Genomic DNA, 16,568 nt, shown 5'->3' with positions numbered 1-16,568 from the left:
TGGGTTGGGTTGGGTTGGGTTGGGTGTTTGTTACTTTTTTTGGGCTCCAGCCTTTACTGGACTCCTTGAATGTTTTAGTTGTACTTTATGCAGCTAAAAGACCCCTATTTGCCCATAAAAGTAAAATAGTTGCACTTTATACATCTATATATTCCATTTCCAGCTTAAACACCAGCTAGAGCAGGATTTAAGTGCACAAAGTACAACTAAATACTAAATTAGAGCATTTTTGGGTTTATAAGTGTACAAAGTACAACTATTTTTGTTCGATTGCTCTTAACTGCTCTTAATTCCTCTTAATTACTCTTAATTTCTCTCGATTTCTCTTAATTCCTCTTACTATTCCATATTACTTTTTTATTTCATCGATCATTTCCTATTCTTCAAACTTCTCTTTAGCTATCCTTAGCTACTCTTAGTTTCTCTCTTGACTCTTACTTTTGTCACACTCATACCTCCACTTTCAGCCCATCCTCCAGTCCATAAACTTCTAACCCATATGATCCAACTGCATCATCTTCACCTCGTAGTATCGAATCCTTTCTCCCTTCTTAACTGGCTTTAAAAGGCCTTTCTCACAAAGTGTGCTTAGTATCCTGTAAGCTGTCCGGAAGTTAATCTGAAAATGAGTAGTCACATCCTTAGGACGTAGGGGTCTTCCCAGGGACCAGGCGAAACTCAGCACCTCCTTCTCCTCGGACAAAATATCCGAAACGTTCGATTGTCGAGCTAAAAAAGGAGCCAGCACTAATTGTAAAAGCATACGGCATACCTCGGGGCGCTGCTGTACATCATCGAAAGAAAAATGGATCATTTTCCATCCCATCCCTGTGAGAAAAGTTTCCCGATTCACAGCATAGCTGAATTTTTCGCGATCCATATCTTTAATGTGGCTTTGGAAGCCGTCGCATTCGATTCCGAAGCGTCCACCGTTCTGCGGAAGGTATGCAAAATCTAAAAATTGCGATTTGCGATTCCAATCGTAAATTTCGTATTCCGGGTGTAGATGCTCCAATGTGCCAAATAACGGCCACCATACATTTTGCAGCAACTGCTTCTCTGCATAGTTATGTCCTCTAAGTAATCTACCTTTCCTCTCCCCCGCCCGTTGATCCTCGTGGTGGGCGATAAATAAACGGTGTGCTTCTTCGAACTCCATCAATATATTCTCCTCCCCTACATAACAAAAAAAACGCCCTGTATGCCGCAGTTTCTTGCGGATAAAGGACGTTCTTCGTCTAAAGTAAGTATATCAATATTACCCCATAATATCTAGAATCGTTTGCCAAAGGGTTCCGGGCTTCCGGGCTTCCGGGCTTCCGGGCTTCCGGGCTTCCGGGCTTCCGGGCTTCGGCCCCACTCCCCAATCCTATTTCCTGCTGCGGCCATGCATGGTGATCGCTTCATCGACCTTGATGCAGCGATCCATAATGGCGGTCATCCCGTTCTCGGCGCAGATTTCTGCGGCTTCCTCGTTGACAATTCCCTGCTGCAGCCATAGTACGTTGGCGCCGATAGCAGCGGCTTCACGGGCCACCTCTGCGCAGTATTCACTCCGGCGGAACACGTTAACGATATCTACCGGTTCCGGGATATCCGCTAGGGTGTGATAGCACTTTTCACCCAAAATTTCTCCGTCAACGGAGGGGTTGACGGGAATAATACGGTACCCCCGGCTTTGCATCGCTCCCGCAACCATATAGGAGGTGCGGTCTGTCTTGTCAGAGAGACCTACAACTGCGATATTGCCAGCGGAAGCTAGAAGATCGCCGATCTGCTCACGGGTCGGATTCTCAAAGCTCATTTCATTCACCCTTTCAAAGGTTAGATAAATAACAACGTTAGTTTAGTTTACCCATTCTACATTCGCTCCAAGCGCCCGTAAGTGATCAAAATACTGTGGGTAGGACTTAGCAACATGATGTGCGTCCTTTATCACCAGCGGCTGACGAGCTCGTAATCCCACAACTGTCAAAGCCATGATTACGCGGTGATCATAATGTGCATTAATCGTAACGCCGCCTTCTACTCCCTCGGGCATCCCGTGAACGATGATCTCATCACGGCGTTCCTCAACCTTAGCACCTGCCTTAGTCAGCTCTGCTAGGTAATCGGTTATACGGTCACATTCCTTATATCGTAGGTTCTCCACGTTATAAAAACGCGAGGTTCCCTCAGCAAAAACAGCTGCCGCAACCATAGCCAAAACAGCATCTGTAGCGGCATCTCCGTCAAATTCAACGGCCTTCAGGATGCCTGTCCCCTGAACATGTACAATTCCATCTTCATGGGTAAGGGGGACTTCCATCATACGAAGCACATCAACAATCGCTCTCTCACCCTGTTTGCTCTTCTCCGCTAGACGATGGATTTTTACATCTGACTTCGTGACTGCCGCTGCGGCCAAAACTGCCGCAGAACCAGGGTAATCCCCCTGTACAGTATATGATTTGGCTGCATAAGATTGACGACCTGGAACCTTGAAGGACATGTAATCGTCCGCAGCATAAACAATTATTCCGGCCTGCTCAAGAACCTCAAGCGTCTGTCCGACAACCACCTTCGACTTCAGATCATCGAGGACTACAATTTCACTATCTTCATTAAGTAACGGAGTCAAGAAGAGCAAAGCGCTCAGATATTGCGAGCTAACGGCTCCTGATACCGATATCTTGCCGCCTACAGGACTCCCGCCGCGTATGGTAATCGGGAGTCTACCTTGATTGTGATCAACTTCAACTCCAAGCTGGGCTAGAGCTGTAATAAGATCATCATGCGGACGTTTACCGAGCGAGTCGGGGTACGTATTCACGAAAGTTACCTCTGGAGAGAGCGCAGCCACTGCCATAAGAAAGCGAAGTACAGCTCCAGCATTCCCAACATTAAGTTCCTTGATATTCCGTGGGTGGCGTCCAAAACCCTTTATGACAATTTTCTCGTCATCTTCGGTAAGCTCTGCACCCAAATCAGCGATACAACGGCGTATGGCATCGCTGTCCTCACTGTGAGCTGGATGATAAATCGTGCTGACACCTTCAGACAATGCAGCTACAAGCAAATAGCGGGTGGTATAATTTTTGGAAGAGAGGGCTCCGAATTCTCCAAGCAAGGATGGCGTAGGCCTTACAATAACGTCCATAGTTAATAGCTCTCCTTTTAATTGTGAAGTTTGTATGTACGGCTCGGTTTGACAGGGCATTCCGCGCTTGTGGTATTATGGTATCAATCTTCTGACGAAAAGAGGTCACAACCATGAATAATATCCCCCAAATCACAGCTGAAGAATTACGCCAGCGTATTATAGCAGGTGAAGACCTTATTCTTATCGATGTTCGAGAAGATGATGAAGTTGCCCTCGGTATGATACCAGGTGCGCTACACATCCCGATGGGTGAAATTCCCTACCGTACTGATGATATTATAAATGATGCCGAGGTCATCTTCATTTGCCGATCCGGCGCCCGAAGCCAGCGTGTCTGCGAATATCTACAGCAGCAAGGCTACAACAAAACAGCTAATCTAAGCGGCGGCATGATTGAATGGAGCACTTAGAAGCTCAACCGCGGTAGTGCGTTAAAATATGTTGCGACACTTGTGCCGCACTGAGTCCCGTTGTGTCGACTGTGCAATGCGCGAATAGGTAGGCATCCTTACGCTGTTCCATTAAGCGTCTGACCCGTTCCTCCGCGTTGCCAGCGAGCAGTGGTCGATTTCTATCCGCACCCACGCGTGAAATAATATCCTCAGCAGTAGCTGTCAACGTGACTACAAAGCCACTGTTAAGCATTAACGAGGTATTTCCAGGAGCTAATACCGAACCCCCACCAGTCGAAATCACGTTACCCTCCATCTGAAGAACACGTTTTAGAATAGCTGACTCTACTAGCCGAAAGTACTCTTCCCCGCGATCCTTAAAGATTTCAGGTATTGAATGACCTTCTTGTTCTACAATGGCTTGATCCAAATCCACGAACCCATAACCCAGCGTCTCAGCCACGAGAGTGCCTGCCGTTGATTTGCCTGTACCCATCATTCCAACCAGGATGATATTCTTCCTAGCCTGATTACTTACCATGCTCACTTCTTGTTCTTTTGCATCCCCAGTCATGACTACCCTCCAACCGCGACATTTGTCATATCATAACACAGGGTTAAAACTTTAGACAACGTGCATCTCAAGGCTTTTTTAGGCACATGATGGTATAAAAAAAGCCCGAAAGCCCCGCTTTTGGCGGAAGCCTCCAGGCCACTTCTAACGAATTATGTCAGGAAAATTACTAAGACAACCAGTTGTGGTGGAATACGCCTTCTTTGTCCACACGTTTGAAGGTGTGAGCCCCGAAGTAGTCACGTTGTGCCTGAAGCAAATTCGCCGGCAGACGTTCTGTGCGGTAGCTGTCATAGTAAGCAATCGCACTGGAGAAACCAGGAACCGGAATTCCCAAAGTTACAGCAGATGCAATTACTTTACGCCAAGCATCCTGGTAGGAAGTCATGATGTCCTTGAAGAACGGATCCAGCAGCAGGTTTTTCAGATCTGCATTGTTCTCATAAGCATCAGTAATGTTTTGAAGGAAGCGGGAACGAATGATACAACCACCGCGCCAAATCTTAGCCAAGTTGCCATATTTCAAATCCCAGCCGTACTCATCGGAAGCTACGCGAAGCTGTGCAAAGCCTTGAGCGTAAGATACGATTTTGCTTGCGAAAAGCGCCTTGCGAACGTTCTCGATAAACTCAGCCTTATCGCCTTGGAAAGGCACTGATGAAGGTCCGGTTAACACTTTGCTTGCTTCAACACGCTCATCCTTCATTGCTGAGAGGAAACGGGAGAATACGGATTCTGTAATCATGGACAAAGGCACGCCGAGATCAAGGGAGCTTTGGCTGGTCCATTTACCTGTACCTTTTTGGCCGGCAGAATCCAAGATAACGTCAACCATCGGTTTGCCTGTTTCTGCATCATACTGCGCAAAAATATCTGTAGTGATCTCGATCAAATAGCTGTCGAGTTCGCCGTTGTTCCACTCTTTGAAGATGTTGTGCAGCTCTTTAGCATCCAGACCAAGTACATCCTTCAGCAAATGGTAAGCTTCACAAATCAACTGCATGTCGCCGTATTCGATACCGTTATGCACCATTTTCACATAGTGTCCGGCACCATCCGGTCCAATATATGTACAGCAAGGCTCTCCGCCTACCTTGGCTGAAATCGCAGTAAGGATTGGCTCTACGAGCTTATACGCGCTTTCTTGGCCCCCAGGCATAATGGAAGGTCCTTTAAGGGCTCCTTCTTCTCCTCCGGAAACTCCAGTTCCAATGAATCGGAAACCTTGTTCTTCCAACTCTTTGCTGCGGCGAACCGTATCAGGGAAATAAGCGTTACCGCCATCAATAATGATATCTCCTTGGTCTAGAAAAGGAATCAGTTGCTCAATTGTGGAGTCCGTTGCTTTTCCCGCTTGAACCATAATTAGAATCTTGCGCGGTGTTTCCAAAGATTGAACGAATTCTTCGACAGTAAAGGCACCAGTCAAGTTTTTGCCTTGCGCTTCGCTCAGGAGATCATGCGTCTTCTCCGGGGAGCGGTTAAATACCGATACCGAAAATCCTCTGCTCTCGATATTCAGAGCCAAATTTTTGCCCATTACCGCCAGGCCAATAACGCCGATTTGTTGTTTTGCCATCTGGTCCTCCACCCTTTGCACCCTATATTTTTTGTGTGTAATCCATTTCTCACAGAACAAGAATACCATCCTTTACAAGGTACAGCAAAGCTCGTCCTGCATTAAGAGATCAATTTCATTGACAAAGCATCATGTAAGGAAATTGAATCCACAATGTAATCATTTTAACGCTTTTATCAACAGAAGTGAACCCCTGTTACCAACTTATAGTACAAAATTAAGACATCCCGTTGCCAGGATGCCTGTATTGTTCACCTATTCCTCCGCTGACCATTCCAACTTTCTTAATTCATTTGTCAAATAAGCCAGCTTTATCTTACATCGTTGCGTTGCTAGAACATTATCCGATTGCAGGGCTTCATTCAGTAGATCAAGCTGCTCATCTACTTCCATTTTGCGCTGTTGAATCCGCTCTTCACCTTCGCTGGAGTAATATAATTTGGTAAGCTCTTGATCTGTGAGAAGTGGCCCTTTCTGGAACACAATCCGCTGCTGGTAGCCCGTAATCTCTACTAGACGAATCACTTCGCCGAACATAATATTTTCAATGGTGATCTGGCGATCACGGAAACGTTTGACGACTGCATGCCCACGCAAATCGCCTATCAACTTCTCCATCCACTCGGCTAGACGGGCATCACGGATCATATAGTCTCCAACCAGTTTATATCCTTCTTTGATCCGCAGAAAACGCAGCTTCACCAGCTTACGGCCGGTGCGAACCGAGATAATAAATACATTCTCACTCTCGCTCCAATACAGGGAATAGCCATCTTGAATTAAGTCCTTGATCAAGTCCTGAATATGCTGGCGTTCGAACCGGAGCTCCAAATTGCAGTATTCCACTTCAACATTTTTGTTCACGGCACTCCCCCCTAAAAGCTTTGTACCTACACAAAGCCGACTTGGTACGCATCTGCCTATATGAGAGTCAAACGGACTGCCGGACTTCCACTTGAAATAAACTCCTTTTTGCGTTCATCCTGCTCTTATTTTATACTTCAGTTTATGTAGCGGTAACTTGGTTATTGACTATTTTTACCCGCAACGGGTCTTCTCCAAACTTTTTATTTATTCTAACCATCGTTTGGCAAAAAAAGAAGAATACCGATCAAATTTATGAGGTGGCATCTATGGCATTTACCAGTTTTGCAGCAGAAGACTTCGAAGTATTTGACATACCAGGCTTGGAGCCACGAATGAACGCCCTAATCTCAAGAGTACGCCCAAAGCTGACAGAGCTTGGCACGGAAATGGCCCCTGTTCTTTCTGCATTGTGTGGGGTGGAGATGTTCCCTCATGTGGCCAAGCATGCCCGTCGGACCGTTCATGCTCCCCATGATACTTGGGTGGCTTGGGGACCCAACAAACGAGGATATAAGGCTCTGCCCCATTTTCAGGTAGGTATGTTCCATAGTCATTTATTTATTGTCTTTGCAATTATTTATGAAAGTGATAACAAGATTGTTTTTGCCAAGGCTCTCACCGGGCAAATCTCCAGTATTCGCAAGGAACTTCCCGGTAACTTTTTCTGGTCTACAGATCATCTGGATCCCCGGGGTACGCCTCAGGCTGATATGAGTGACGAACAATTTGTCGAGCTAACCCGTAAACTGCGGGAGGTGAAAAAGGGGGAGGTCACCTGTGGTTTGCGCTTGGATAAGAACGACCCGATCCTCGAAGACGGCGAAGCTCTATTGAACGTAATACAGGAGACCTTCGAAACACTGCTTCCCTTGTACCGCATGTCTTTTTAGTCATTAAATGTATAGAGGGTTCACCATTTAAAAAAACCGCTGGTCCACTGTTTATCAGTGACCAGCGGTTTTTTAGTGCAACTCTGCTTTAAGCTTCGTTCTATGGACAATCAGGAGATGCAGTATGAACAGCAGTAGCATTACGAATCCACTAACCAAAAAAGGCACGCCGTGACCGACAGTATCCCACAGCTTACCCGACAACACAGGACCCGCAACCATACCGGAACCTTGAAGTGTCAGAAATAACCCCCACACCGTTCCTCTTTCGCCTTTAGGAATTTGCTTGGCTAGGAAGGCATTCCATGCTGGCAGAATTAGTGCATAGCTTATCCCTACAAGCATTACAGAGACGAAAGCCAGTGGCAGCCAGCGTACTTGCGAGAATAGAGCCATCGAGCCCGCAGCAAGAAGAAAACCAACATTTAGAAATGCTGTTGTTCCAATACGATCGACCCATCTCCCTGCAGGAATTAGAGCCAGAACGGTGATCCCGCCCCCCGCTATTAGAAGCATACTGAATTGGTTAGGTGTTACATGCAGTTCAGTTCGAGCAAACAATGTCACTACAGGAGTCATAAGTCCAATCGCAAAAGCCTGCAGAAACAGTGCAGGATACAAAAGTCGGCTTACCTTCAGGGTAGTCCTGACCTGATGCAGCGTTCTTTTAAGACTCGCCCAAGGCTTGAGCCGCTTACGCCCCCCGTGAGACCCATCCGCAGATCCATGTGAACTCGAATGAACCGTATGACTAATCCGTGAAGGAAGCAGAAGTGAAACCCCCACCACCGCCATAGCGCACCCAAGTAGCACTAGGAACGCCACCCTATAACTCTGACCACCGTGATCCATTAAAAAGTTAACGGTTATAGGACCAATCCCTGTTCCTGCAAGCGAAGCCATTTCTACGGCACCCATTGCCGCACCGCTGCTGCCACTCTTGGTAGAACCAGCGAGATCAGTCACACCAGTCATTACACAAGGCCAGAGCGGAGAAGTTCCGATACCGAGGATAAGACAGGCCACAGAAAGCCATACTGCGTCCGTAACATATATGATCATGGTTACGGCCAGAACGATAAGAACAAGGGCTCCTGTCATAGTCCAGCGATACCCGACCCGCTCCAGAATCCAGCCCGATGGACTGCGAAACAGGTTATCGCCCAAGTATTGCATCGCGAAGGCAAAACCAACTACGGTTACCGACAGCCCGAGGATATTCTCCATATAAACCGGGAGCAGCGCGACGAGCAAAGATCCCTTCACAAACTCAACTAAAAAAATGATAACCCACATCTTGACGATAAACGGTGAAGCCAGATTAATATGCGTACGTTGCTCAGCAGTGCCAGTCATTCCATCACATCCTAGTAAAATGTCGATTGTTTTGTTATACTGATGCTTGCCCTAAAAATTACTCTTCGCGAAAGGTTGTGACAGCATTAAATGGATCAACACCGTACTCCCCTCTTCACAGCTCTTAAAAAGCATGCCGCAGGTAATCCCGTTCAATTTCATATTCCCGGGCATAAGAAGGGGCTAGGAACCGATGCCGAATTCCGTGAGTTTATCGGCGATAACGCTCTATCTATAGATCTGATTAACATCGCACCTCTGGACGATCTTCATCAGCCTACCGGAGTCATTCAGGAAGCACAGAAGTTGGCGGCTAAGGCCTTTGGCGCTGATTATACGTATTTCAGCGTACAAGGCACAAGCAATGCTATCATGACAATGATACTCTCTGTATGCTCACCTGGAGATAAAATTATCGTACCGCGTAACATTCACAAGTCAGTCATGTCAGCGATCATTTTCTCAGGAGCCAAGCCGGTTTTTGTCTCACCTGTACAGGATGAGAATCTCGGGATAGATCACGGTATAACCACCAGCTCGCTGGAACGCGCCTTAAAGCGCCATCCGGATGCCAAAGGCGTCCTCGTAATTAATCCTACGTATTTTGGCGTATGTGCCGACCTGCGTTCGATTGTGGATTTGGCCCATAGCTACGGAATTCCCGTACTGGTAGATGAGGCGCACGGAGTACTGATTCATTTTCATGAGGATTTACCGGTATCAGCCATGCAGGCTGGTGCGGATATGGCAGCAACCAGTGTCCATAAATTGGGCGGCTCCATGACGCAGAGCTCGGTATTGAATCTAAATGCTAAGACCGGTCTTGTCAACCCGCAACGGGTACAAACTATCCTAAGCATGCTAACCACAACTTCAACATCATACATTTTGCTGGCGTCCTTGGATACATCCAGACGCAATCTTGCCCTGAACGGCCATGAGATGGCTGCCAGAACAATTGCATTGTCCAACTATGCCCGCGATACCATTAACAATATAGAAGGCTTGTACAGCTTCGGTAAAGAGATACTGGGTACCGAGGCAACCTTTGATCTAGATCCGACCAAGTTAAACATTCATGTACGCCACCTTGGTATCACCGGATACGAGACAGAGAACTGGCTTCGTCAGAAATATAACATCGAAGTAGAGCTTAGCGACATGTATAACATTCTTTGCCTTATTACCCCAGGTGATACTCAAGAATCAGTAGATAAACTTCTTGCTGCCTTACGGGTACTGTCTGCCATTCACTACAGCAAAGGTGAAATTTATGAATTAAAAGTTCAAGTACCGGAAATTCCACAGCTTGCCCTTATTCCAAGGGACGCATTTTATGCAGATACAGAGCTCGTTCCGTTCCGGGAATCTGCGGGATATATCATCGCAGAATTCATCTATGTATATCCGCCGGGCATTCCTATTCTTCTCCCCGGTGAGATAATTACCCAGGATAACATAGACTACATTATCGACCATGTCGAAATCGGCCTTCCGGTAAAGGGACCCGAGGATCGCAGTATTACTAATGTTAAGGTAATTGTAGAAGCTAATCCTATCTCCTGATCTTGTTATTGGATCAGTAATCATACAAAAACCCGATACCATAGCAGGTATCGGGTTTTTGCATTGACTGCTACTTGTAACAGTAACAGCGTATAATCGTTATCGAAATCTATTCTTGCTTAGCAAGCAGCTCGTTATAAGCAGCTTCAACAGCATTCCACTCAGCTTCGTCTTCGATATTGTATAGTACCATTTCTTCGTTTTCTTCTTCCATACGCAGAATGATACCATCTGCTTCAGGGTTCTCGCGTTCCAGCAGTAATGCGTATAATTTCTCAGCTACGTCGAATGTTTCTACCAGAACCATCTCCACGTCTTCGCCCTGCTCGTTCGTCAAGGTCAGCACAAACTCCTCGTGCTCATGGTCGTGATCATGTCCGCAACCGCATGCTTCACCATGTTCATGGCCATGCTCATGTTTGTGATCGCTCATTGAAATACCTCACTTTTAAGTTGAATTATCTTACGCATAATATCGTACCACGTTAGATTAGTTCAGGTCAATTTGCAAGAGTAACATATTATGGATTGAACGCGGTGATTACTTTTTCAGACACAAGTACGTAATCTCCATTCTTTTCACCCTTGATAAAGAAGCCTATCCGATACTTCCCAGTCTCCTTGAAATCATAGGTAAATTCTGAGGTTGGGAACCAAAAGTTATCTTTACGGGAACCTTCATACTCCTGCGATTGGATATCTTTTACGTTACCCGACGGATCTGTAATGGCTACTTTCACTGCAAAAATCTCATCCGTTAGAGTGTCTACTTGACTGAATACTTTGAACTTTAGTTTCCCTATTTTTACATTGCCAAATACGGTATCACCTTGGAAAAGGAAAATATGAACATTCGGTTTAAGAATCTTCACTTTTCCAGAATCATCCCAAGTTACAACTCCACCCGCTTCCCTAACAGGGATATACGTTTTACCATCAATTAAATAACCACCATCTGCCATTTCTTTACCGTTGCTCCACACCCGAATCTTTTGCGTTACAGCGTCAGCGAATAAAAGTGAGCTTCCCATTAGGGAAAACACAATCACGCATAGAGCAATTTTTTTCCATCTCATATTAGGAACCCTCCAAACAATTCATGCTGTTAATATATACTTCGATCACTCAGGCAAGTTGCGCTGGTTAGAGGCAAAAATTTCATTTTTTTCACCCTGTCCCGCATGTTTGGGCAATTAACGGGTAAAATGAATCCACCCTATTAAAATAAGGAAATTAAAAGGGATATTAGTTACTGAATAACCTATAATAGGAGGATTTTCCCTTATGCCGACCCGCCTTCAGGGACCGGAAATGCTTTTACCAAAAATATTATGCATTACAGTAATGAGAAGCCTGAAAAACCCAAGGTGGATACATCTCCAACAATTGGGCAAAATACAGTTACTATTATTTGCAAAGGTTGGGAATCAGACGGATAACTTTAGAAACAACGACAATAAGTTCCGCCGATACAAAGCCCATGTCAGCATTTTCGGCACCACTCAATTTCACTTGCAGAACCCCTATCTCATCGCTTGGTGGTCAGCTGCATTCCCTGGCTTCGGTCATCTTCTGCTCAACAAATATCTGCGGGGGCTTTCCTTGTTTATATGGGAAGTCATAGTCAACTACAACACTAAAATAAATATTGCTATGGTACATTCATTTTGCGGGGACATTGAATTGGCTAAGGAAGTGTTGGATGTAAGATGGATGCTTATGTACATTCCTGTGTATATCTTCGGAATCTGGGACAGCTATCGTACAAGTGTTGATATGAACAAAGTATATCTGCTGGCGGATAGAGAGAATGCTCCCTTTAATACTTTTTCCATTGGAGCCCTAGAAGTTAACTATATAGATAAAAGAAACCCCATCATGTCCGTTGTATGGTCTTTGTTTATGCCGGGGCTTGGACAATTGTACATCCATCGTATTATATCGGCTTTTTTCTGCCTTGTATGGACGATTCTCTTTCTGTATTTCTCTAAGGCTCTGATTGCAGTACAATACCTTTTCCTTGGAGATATTTCACAGTCAACAGCTGTGCTGGATAAAGAATGGCTGTTATATATACCTTCCATGTGGGGATTTGCCCTTTATGATTCGTATATAAACACTGTAGAAAATAACAAACTGTTCGAAGCGGAGCAGAAAAATTATCTAATCGATCATTTTCAGAATCCACATTTTAAGATTAAAAAAGAGAAAGCGGTGGATAATCCTTGATCCAAATATTTTCCACTTTTGAGCATTCCATGAATTTAGAACTAGTGATTAGTTCTCTTAAAGAGAACGGAATCCGTAAAGAACATATCTTTGCTGTCCCTTTAACCAATCGCAAAAAAGAACGCAGTCTCTTTGACAGCATCCATAATGCAGACGGTATTTCACTGATTAGCACAGGTGCTGCTTTAGGCACTGCTTTTTCGGTTATTGGTGCAAGCATTGGTTTCAGGCTGCAGTGGGGTCCGATTTATTGGGGACTTATCGGTGCCGGATCAGGCTTTTTATTAGGTTTTTTAATTGATTTGTTTTATTACAAAATAATTAGGAGGAACCACCGGATTCTACAGGGAAAAAGACCTGAGGTCATATTGATTATAGAATGCGATGAGGCAAAGGGGGATACCGTGGAACATATTCTTTGGCATCATTTCGCCTTAGGAACAGCACGTATAAGTTAACTTCCCCTTAATTAGTTCATTTACATAACCGTCTATAGATTCTTACAACAATAAGCCTGGTGAATAGCGTGTTGAAATTAACTCCCAAAAATGTGTGATACCCTCTCCAAGCGTTACCCCATTTAATTAATCCGGTATTTCGTTCAGCCCAAGTCTCGACGATTAGAAGGGGAACGGAAAAATATATTGATTTATACAGGATTACTAGAATCTTATCTTTTTTAGCGATTTGATTATAGATAACATTAGCCAATGGATACAGTAGAGTATCAAATAAAATATGTATCCTGAAAATTTTTGGAAAAAGCCGTGTAGGATACGAAATGAGTTCATAATGTGTAAGAATTTTATCCATTATCACATTAGTAACTGCACTATATAGGTAAATAATCATCCATTTTTTTCGGGGGCGTTTGTTCATTACAAAAGGCAATAATGATATCGATACGACCAACAAGGCCTCCAAAAACCGAATTTCGCTTTTTTTACTAATCATCTCCAGAAGCCTCCTTCCTTTTCAGGATTAGTGTACTCCACTCGATATATTTTAATCCGTTAGTAAAGGAGACCTGAAGATAACACAACATAAGATGAATAATTTAACGGCTCTCTTGTGATACTAAGGAATGAGGAGGCGATTACAATGGAACAAGGAAATACACAGCAGAATCAACAAGAAGAGGTTGTTGCCGTAAGAAAAAACGGAGATGGCGATATCGTTGATTTGAAGTTAACTTCCGGAAAAGTTGTTGATTATAAAACCGCCCAGTCGATGGTAAAGAATAATGAAATTCAGAATTTAAACGTTTTTAAGGGTCGGGATAACGAAGAGCATCTTAGATCCAATGCGGATGGACGTAAAGACAACAATCTTGATAACTTGCCCAACTTTTAATTCTCGGAGTCATGTCTCGGGGATTTCAAACCATATCGGTACATCACTAAAAAGACAGAACAAAGGCTCAGCATTCGCTGAGCCTTTGTTCTAGTATATAAAACGCAAGTACCGTAGAGCAGCTTATTTAAGATCTTTTTGCATCCGTACATGAAGAATCCCTGCATCATAGAACGGCTCGGTAGAGATAACTTCATAGCCCAGCTTAGTATAGAACGGTTCTGCCTGGCATTGTCCATCCAATATCGAATTCTCCAGCCCCAACTCACGGGCCATCTCCTCTAGCGCCAGCAGAAGAACACGTCCATACCCCTTCGAGCGATAGTCCTTCAAGACAGCCACACGCTGCATTTTGGCAGCACCCGCTTTGTAATAAATCAATCTCCCCGTGGCGACGGCGATTCCCTCATCCATAAGAAGGATATGATGCGCATTACAGCCAACCACATCATACTCATCAATTTCCTCTTCAGCCGGTACTTGTTGTTCCTCTACGAATACCTTTGTGCGAATATCCAGCCCTATCTGAAGCTGCTCCTCTGTCGTAACACGTACAATTTCCGCTGCCATTACCTTAAACTCCTCTCTCTATATCCAAACGATAATTGACCTATTATACAGAATAATCTTTTTTCTGTATAGCCGTGTCCTCGACCAACATAAGAGAGGTTTCTTCAGCCCTACACGGAAATCCGACCTTAATCGGTGGAGTAGACATCTTCAGGTATGGACCGATCATATACATCCTGCATAACCGGAGTCAACGGTTCGTAACGGGTGTCTGTATGCAAACTTTCTTTCATAGACGGCATCTCTCTTAGTTCTGTATACACCGGGGCCTGCTCCTCTTTGGAACACCCTGCAAGCACCAACATCATAAATACATACGTTGCTAAGAACCATCCTGTTTTGTTCGGCAAAATTATTAACCCCTTTCGTCATCACCTGCTGCAACTTATCGTTAACAGCTTTGACGACTTGGGTCATTCTAAAACATTCGGATGTTTACAAATTACACGTTGCCTACAGTATGCACCAAATACATCATACCGGCTAAGAATCCAGCCAAGAGAAAATAAGCCGTGCCGTACTTCCAGCGTGCGTTGACAGGTACATCGTAGTATTTTTCATTATCAAAGACTGTAAGTTGTACCTCCAAATGCATTTTGAGATGCAAACCATTTTCCAATAACACCTTTTCCAAACCTATAACTTTGACTTTATGGATTAACCCTTGCACCGGAAGAGGCATTGTACCTTCAAACTTCAGGCCTTCCCATTGTGTTGTAACGTACTGCTGTTGATTCATATCACTATAAGTGCTGAAAGGCAGATCTCTTCGATGCTCGGGTCCCGGAATTAGATACCCCTCCGCCAGCAAAGGCTCCACTGGAATTAAAAATCCTCTCGTAATGGACTGCAGCCCACTCTTTTTGCGTCGCCGGATATACTTGTTAAACAGATCATAAGCAAATAGTGCCCAAATGATAAAGAACAAGATGGATTTTAAATAAATAATAACGACCAGACCGCCTACAAGTCCAACCAACCATAACCAGCGTGTAACCGCGATTGCAATACGGCCTCCGTCCAGCGGATGGATCGGCAGCAAATTAATTAAATTCAGAAAGAAACCAATATAAGCAAGTGAAAACAGCAACGGACTATCCATATAATAGGCTGCTCCAAAAACGGCTACTGCCCCCAATGTACCGAGCACAGGACCGCCAAAGGCAATATAAGCTTCCGTCTTGGCATCCAGCGGACGCTTTTTCATAGCAATTAAAGCACCGACGAAAGGTATAAACAGCGGAGCACTGACCGGAAGACCTTTCTGCTTGGCCGCAATGACGTGACCCAACTCATGAACAAGCAGGAGCAGTACAAATCCGGTAGCGAAACCCCACGGATAAATAAGAGCGTAAGCCCAAATCGAAACCATCATTGAAAGAAGAGGGCCGACAATCTTACTGAATTTAAGAATGGATAAAAGAGCCTTTCCTTTAACTAATAAAAAAGCAGCACCGCCGCCTAACCATTTTAGCGGGTTTAGATTATTTTTTTTCGATTCATTTTGCGGCAAGTTCTCTAACTCCTTCATCTTTAAATTTATCTATGAAATCCAAACAAAAACAGGAATCTCAAAACAAGTCTCCACCATTGGGTGCGATCTACCTCCACAGCGACTCCTCCAGTTCAAAGTTAATTGCAACTTTTATTTTAACATAACCACTTAGACTTTTCCTCTTCGGGGAAGGTGCGCGAACCCTGACTAAAATAAACAAGAGACCCCTCAGCAAATTTGCAGTCGAGGTCTCTTGTTTGGCTGAATATTAACGATTGAGCATATGAAAGACAGCCGTTGGACTTATCATCTATGGGGATGTTGATCGTTGTTTTTGAATTTAACAACTTCATCCAGATCCTTGATCATTTCTTTACGGCGATCATTCTTATCCTGCTGCATCTGCTGGGCCTGGTGGCTGTTCACTGGTTCTTGCTCCAGCTCTTTAACAGTATTGATTAAATTTTTATCCGGTATGTTGGTATGCTCCATGGTTTTGCCTCCCTCTATTCAATTTCAATTCCTGTTATATGTTCCTCATGAAGGTACCGAACT

Annotated in this window: 20 protein-coding genes; 6 read left to right on the top strand and 14 right to left on the bottom strand. The window is 44.5% G+C overall.

Features of this window, described 5'->3' with window-relative positions:
• Window positions 1–490: 490 nt before the first annotated feature.
• The 3 genes from PWYN_RS17775 to aroA form a co-directional block, all read right to left on the bottom strand.
• Complete coding sequence (locus PWYN_RS17775) at window positions 491–1,159, bottom strand: hypothetical protein (RefSeq protein WP_036654778.1); 669 nt, start codon at window positions 1,157–1,159, stop codon at window positions 491–493.
• Between the two features lie 210 nt (window positions 1,160–1,369).
• The gene (locus tag PWYN_RS17770; RefSeq protein WP_036654776.1) at window positions 1,370–1,804 is read right to left on the bottom strand and encodes a CoA-binding protein; all 435 of its coding nucleotides are present in this window, start codon (window positions 1,802–1,804) and stop codon (window positions 1,370–1,372) included.
• Window positions 1,805–1,846: 42 nt separating this feature from the next.
• Window positions 1,847–3,139: a 3-phosphoshikimate 1-carboxyvinyltransferase gene (gene aroA / locus PWYN_RS17765; protein ID WP_036654773.1), complete on the bottom strand. Its 1,293-nt coding sequence runs from the start codon at window positions 3,137–3,139 to the stop codon at window positions 1,847–1,849.
• Window positions 3,140–3,252: 113 nt separating this feature from the next.
• Here aroA and PWYN_RS17760 point away from each other — a divergent pair, with 113 nt between their 5' ends.
• The gene (locus PWYN_RS17760) at window positions 3,253–3,552 is read left to right on the top strand and encodes a rhodanese-like domain-containing protein (protein WP_036654769.1); all 300 of its coding nucleotides are present in this window, start codon (window positions 3,253–3,255) and stop codon (window positions 3,550–3,552) included.
• A 4-nt stretch (window positions 3,553–3,556) separates the two neighbouring features.
• Here the strand turns inward: PWYN_RS17760 and PWYN_RS17755 are convergent, their stop codons facing one another.
• The 3 genes from PWYN_RS17755 to PWYN_RS17745 form a co-directional block, all read right to left on the bottom strand.
• Window positions 3,557–4,108 carry a shikimate kinase gene (locus tag PWYN_RS17755; RefSeq protein WP_240479782.1) on the bottom strand — a complete coding sequence of 184 codons (552 nt, stop codon included), beginning with the start codon at window positions 4,106–4,108 and terminating at the stop codon, window positions 3,557–3,559.
• Window positions 4,109–4,277: 169 nt separating this feature from the next.
• Window positions 4,278–5,687, bottom strand: coding sequence for an NADP-dependent phosphogluconate dehydrogenase (gndA, locus tag PWYN_RS17750; protein WP_036654767.1), 1,410 nt, complete (start codon window positions 5,685–5,687; stop codon window positions 4,278–4,280).
• Between the two features lie 255 nt (window positions 5,688–5,942).
• Window positions 5,943–6,551 carry a hypothetical protein gene (locus PWYN_RS17745; protein ID WP_036654765.1) on the bottom strand — a complete coding sequence of 203 codons (609 nt, stop codon included), beginning with the start codon at window positions 6,549–6,551 and terminating at the stop codon, window positions 5,943–5,945.
• A 269-nt stretch (window positions 6,552–6,820) separates the two neighbouring features.
• On the opposite strand from PWYN_RS17745, the gene PWYN_RS17740 reads away from it, so the two are divergent.
• Window positions 6,821–7,444, top strand: a complete 624-nt coding sequence (locus PWYN_RS17740) for a DUF1054 domain-containing protein (RefSeq protein ID WP_036654764.1) — start codon at window positions 6,821–6,823, stop codon at window positions 7,442–7,444.
• A gap of 72 nt (window positions 7,445–7,516) precedes the next feature.
• Here PWYN_RS17740 and PWYN_RS17735 read toward each other — a convergent pair whose 3' ends face one another.
• A complete protein-coding gene (locus PWYN_RS17735; RefSeq protein ID WP_052088085.1) occupies window positions 7,517–8,800 on the bottom strand; it encodes an MFS transporter in 1,284 nt (427 codons plus the stop codon).
• Between the two features lie 90 nt (window positions 8,801–8,890).
• Here PWYN_RS17735 and PWYN_RS17730 point away from each other — a divergent pair, with 90 nt between their 5' ends.
• A complete protein-coding gene (locus PWYN_RS17730) occupies window positions 8,891–10,366 on the top strand; it encodes an aminotransferase class I/II-fold pyridoxal phosphate-dependent enzyme (RefSeq protein WP_036654762.1) in 1,476 nt (491 codons plus the stop codon).
• 109 nt (window positions 10,367–10,475) lie between these two features.
• Here the strand turns inward: PWYN_RS17730 and PWYN_RS17725 are convergent, their stop codons facing one another.
• Window positions 10,476–10,799, bottom strand: coding sequence for a DUF1292 domain-containing protein (locus PWYN_RS17725; RefSeq protein ID WP_036654761.1), 324 nt, complete (start codon window positions 10,797–10,799; stop codon window positions 10,476–10,478).
• Window positions 10,800–10,887: 88 nt separating this feature from the next.
• Complete coding sequence (locus PWYN_RS17720) at window positions 10,888–11,442, bottom strand: copper amine oxidase (RefSeq protein WP_036654759.1); 555 nt, start codon at window positions 11,440–11,442, stop codon at window positions 10,888–10,890.
• A 208-nt stretch (window positions 11,443–11,650) separates the two neighbouring features.
• Between PWYN_RS17720 and PWYN_RS17715 the strand changes: the two genes are divergently transcribed.
• Entirely contained in the window at window positions 11,651–12,595 is a 945-nt protein-coding gene (locus PWYN_RS17715) for a hypothetical protein (RefSeq protein WP_338049202.1), read from the top strand.
• The gene (locus tag PWYN_RS17710; protein ID WP_036658806.1) at window positions 12,595–13,053 is read left to right on the top strand and encodes a hypothetical protein; all 459 of its coding nucleotides are present in this window, start codon (window positions 12,595–12,597) and stop codon (window positions 13,051–13,053) included. The genes PWYN_RS17715 and PWYN_RS17710 overlap by 1 nt, the downstream gene beginning before the upstream one ends.
• Before the next feature lie 16 nt (window positions 13,054–13,069).
• Here the strand turns inward: PWYN_RS17710 and PWYN_RS30695 are convergent, their stop codons facing one another.
• Window positions 13,070–13,474 carry a CBO0543 family protein gene (locus PWYN_RS30695; RefSeq protein ID WP_420805816.1) on the bottom strand — a complete coding sequence of 135 codons (405 nt, stop codon included), beginning with the start codon at window positions 13,472–13,474 and terminating at the stop codon, window positions 13,070–13,072.
• Window positions 13,475–13,696: 222 nt separating this feature from the next.
• Between PWYN_RS30695 and PWYN_RS17700 the strand changes: the two genes are divergently transcribed.
• Complete coding sequence (locus tag PWYN_RS17700) at window positions 13,697–13,948, top strand: DUF3892 domain-containing protein (RefSeq protein WP_036654754.1); 252 nt, start codon at window positions 13,697–13,699, stop codon at window positions 13,946–13,948.
• A 123-nt stretch (window positions 13,949–14,071) separates the two neighbouring features.
• Here the strand turns inward: PWYN_RS17700 and PWYN_RS17695 are convergent, their stop codons facing one another.
• The 4 genes from PWYN_RS17695 to PWYN_RS17680 all read right to left on the bottom strand — a co-directional run bounded on the left by PWYN_RS17695 (window position 14,072) and on the right by PWYN_RS17680 (window position 16,505).
• Window positions 14,072–14,518: a GNAT family N-acetyltransferase gene (locus PWYN_RS17695; RefSeq protein ID WP_036654751.1), complete on the bottom strand. Its 447-nt coding sequence runs from the start codon at window positions 14,516–14,518 to the stop codon at window positions 14,072–14,074.
• A gap of 128 nt (window positions 14,519–14,646) precedes the next feature.
• The gene (locus PWYN_RS17690) at window positions 14,647–14,868 is read right to left on the bottom strand and encodes a hypothetical protein (protein ID WP_036654748.1); all 222 of its coding nucleotides are present in this window, start codon (window positions 14,866–14,868) and stop codon (window positions 14,647–14,649) included.
• A gap of 92 nt (window positions 14,869–14,960) precedes the next feature.
• Window positions 14,961–16,049: a site-2 protease family protein gene (locus PWYN_RS17685; protein WP_036654744.1), complete on the bottom strand. Its 1,089-nt coding sequence runs from the start codon at window positions 16,047–16,049 to the stop codon at window positions 14,961–14,963.
• A gap of 270 nt (window positions 16,050–16,319) precedes the next feature.
• Window positions 16,320–16,505 carry a hypothetical protein gene (locus PWYN_RS17680; RefSeq protein WP_036654743.1) on the bottom strand — a complete coding sequence of 62 codons (186 nt, stop codon included), beginning with the start codon at window positions 16,503–16,505 and terminating at the stop codon, window positions 16,320–16,322.
• Window positions 16,506–16,568: the final 63 nt, after the last annotated feature.

The sequence above is a fragment of the Paenibacillus wynnii genome (assembly GCF_000757885.1).
In the GTDB taxonomy this organism is placed as follows: domain Bacteria; phylum Bacillota; class Bacilli; order Paenibacillales; family Paenibacillaceae; genus Paenibacillus_AQ; species Paenibacillus_AQ wynnii.
Note: the sequence above shows the minus strand (reverse complement) of the source record. Positions and strands in the feature narration are given on the sequence as shown.

Bases quoted from the DNA above. Each gene is read 5' to 3' on its own strand.
- PWYN_RS17700 (WP_036654754.1), top strand. From the start codon at position 13,697: ATGGAACAAGGAAATACACAGCAGAATCAACAAGAAGAGGTTGTTGCC.
- PWYN_RS17730 (WP_036654762.1), top strand. From the start codon at position 8,891: ATGGATCAACACCGTACTCCCCTCTTCACAGCTCTTAAAAAGCATGCC.
- gndA (WP_036654767.1), bottom strand. From the start codon at position 5,687: ATGGCAAAACAACAAATCGGCGTTATTGGCCTGGCGGTAATGGGCAAA.
- PWYN_RS17755 (WP_240479782.1), bottom strand. From the start codon at position 4,108: ATGACTGGGGATGCAAAAGAACAAGAAGTGAGCATGGTAAGTAATCAG.
- aroA (WP_036654773.1), bottom strand. From the start codon at position 3,139: ATGGACGTTATTGTAAGGCCTACGCCATCCTTGCTTGGAGAATTCGGA.
- PWYN_RS17695 (WP_036654751.1), bottom strand. From the start codon at position 14,518: ATGGCAGCGGAAATTGTACGTGTTACGACAGAGGAGCAGCTTCAGATA.
- PWYN_RS17775 (WP_036654778.1), bottom strand. From the start codon at position 1,159: ATGGAGTTCGAAGAAGCACACCGTTTATTTATCGCCCACCACGAGGAT.
- PWYN_RS17735 (WP_052088085.1), bottom strand. From the start codon at position 8,800: ATGACTGGCACTGCTGAGCAACGTACGCATATTAATCTGGCTTCACCG.
- PWYN_RS17715 (WP_338049202.1), top strand. From the start codon at position 11,651: ATGCCGACCCGCCTTCAGGGACCGGAAATGCTTTTACCAAAAATATTA.
- PWYN_RS17680 (WP_036654743.1), bottom strand. From the start codon at position 16,505: ATGGAGCATACCAACATACCGGATAAAAATTTAATCAATACTGTTAAA.
- PWYN_RS17770 (WP_036654776.1), bottom strand. From the start codon at position 1,804: ATGAGCTTTGAGAATCCGACCCGTGAGCAGATCGGCGATCTTCTAGCT.
- PWYN_RS17740 (WP_036654764.1), top strand. From the start codon at position 6,821: ATGGCATTTACCAGTTTTGCAGCAGAAGACTTCGAAGTATTTGACATA.
- PWYN_RS30695 (WP_420805816.1), bottom strand. From the start codon at position 13,474: ATGAACAAACGCCCCCGAAAAAAATGGATGATTATTTACCTATATAGT.
- PWYN_RS17720 (WP_036654759.1), bottom strand. From the start codon at position 11,442: ATGAGATGGAAAAAAATTGCTCTATGCGTGATTGTGTTTTCCCTAATG.
- PWYN_RS17725 (WP_036654761.1), bottom strand. From the start codon at position 10,799: ATGAGCGATCACAAACATGAGCATGGCCATGAACATGGTGAAGCATGC.
- PWYN_RS17760 (WP_036654769.1), top strand. From the start codon at position 3,253: ATGAATAATATCCCCCAAATCACAGCTGAAGAATTACGCCAGCGTATT.
- PWYN_RS17685 (WP_036654744.1), bottom strand. From the start codon at position 16,049: ATGAAGGAGTTAGAGAACTTGCCGCAAAATGAATCGAAAAAAAATAAT.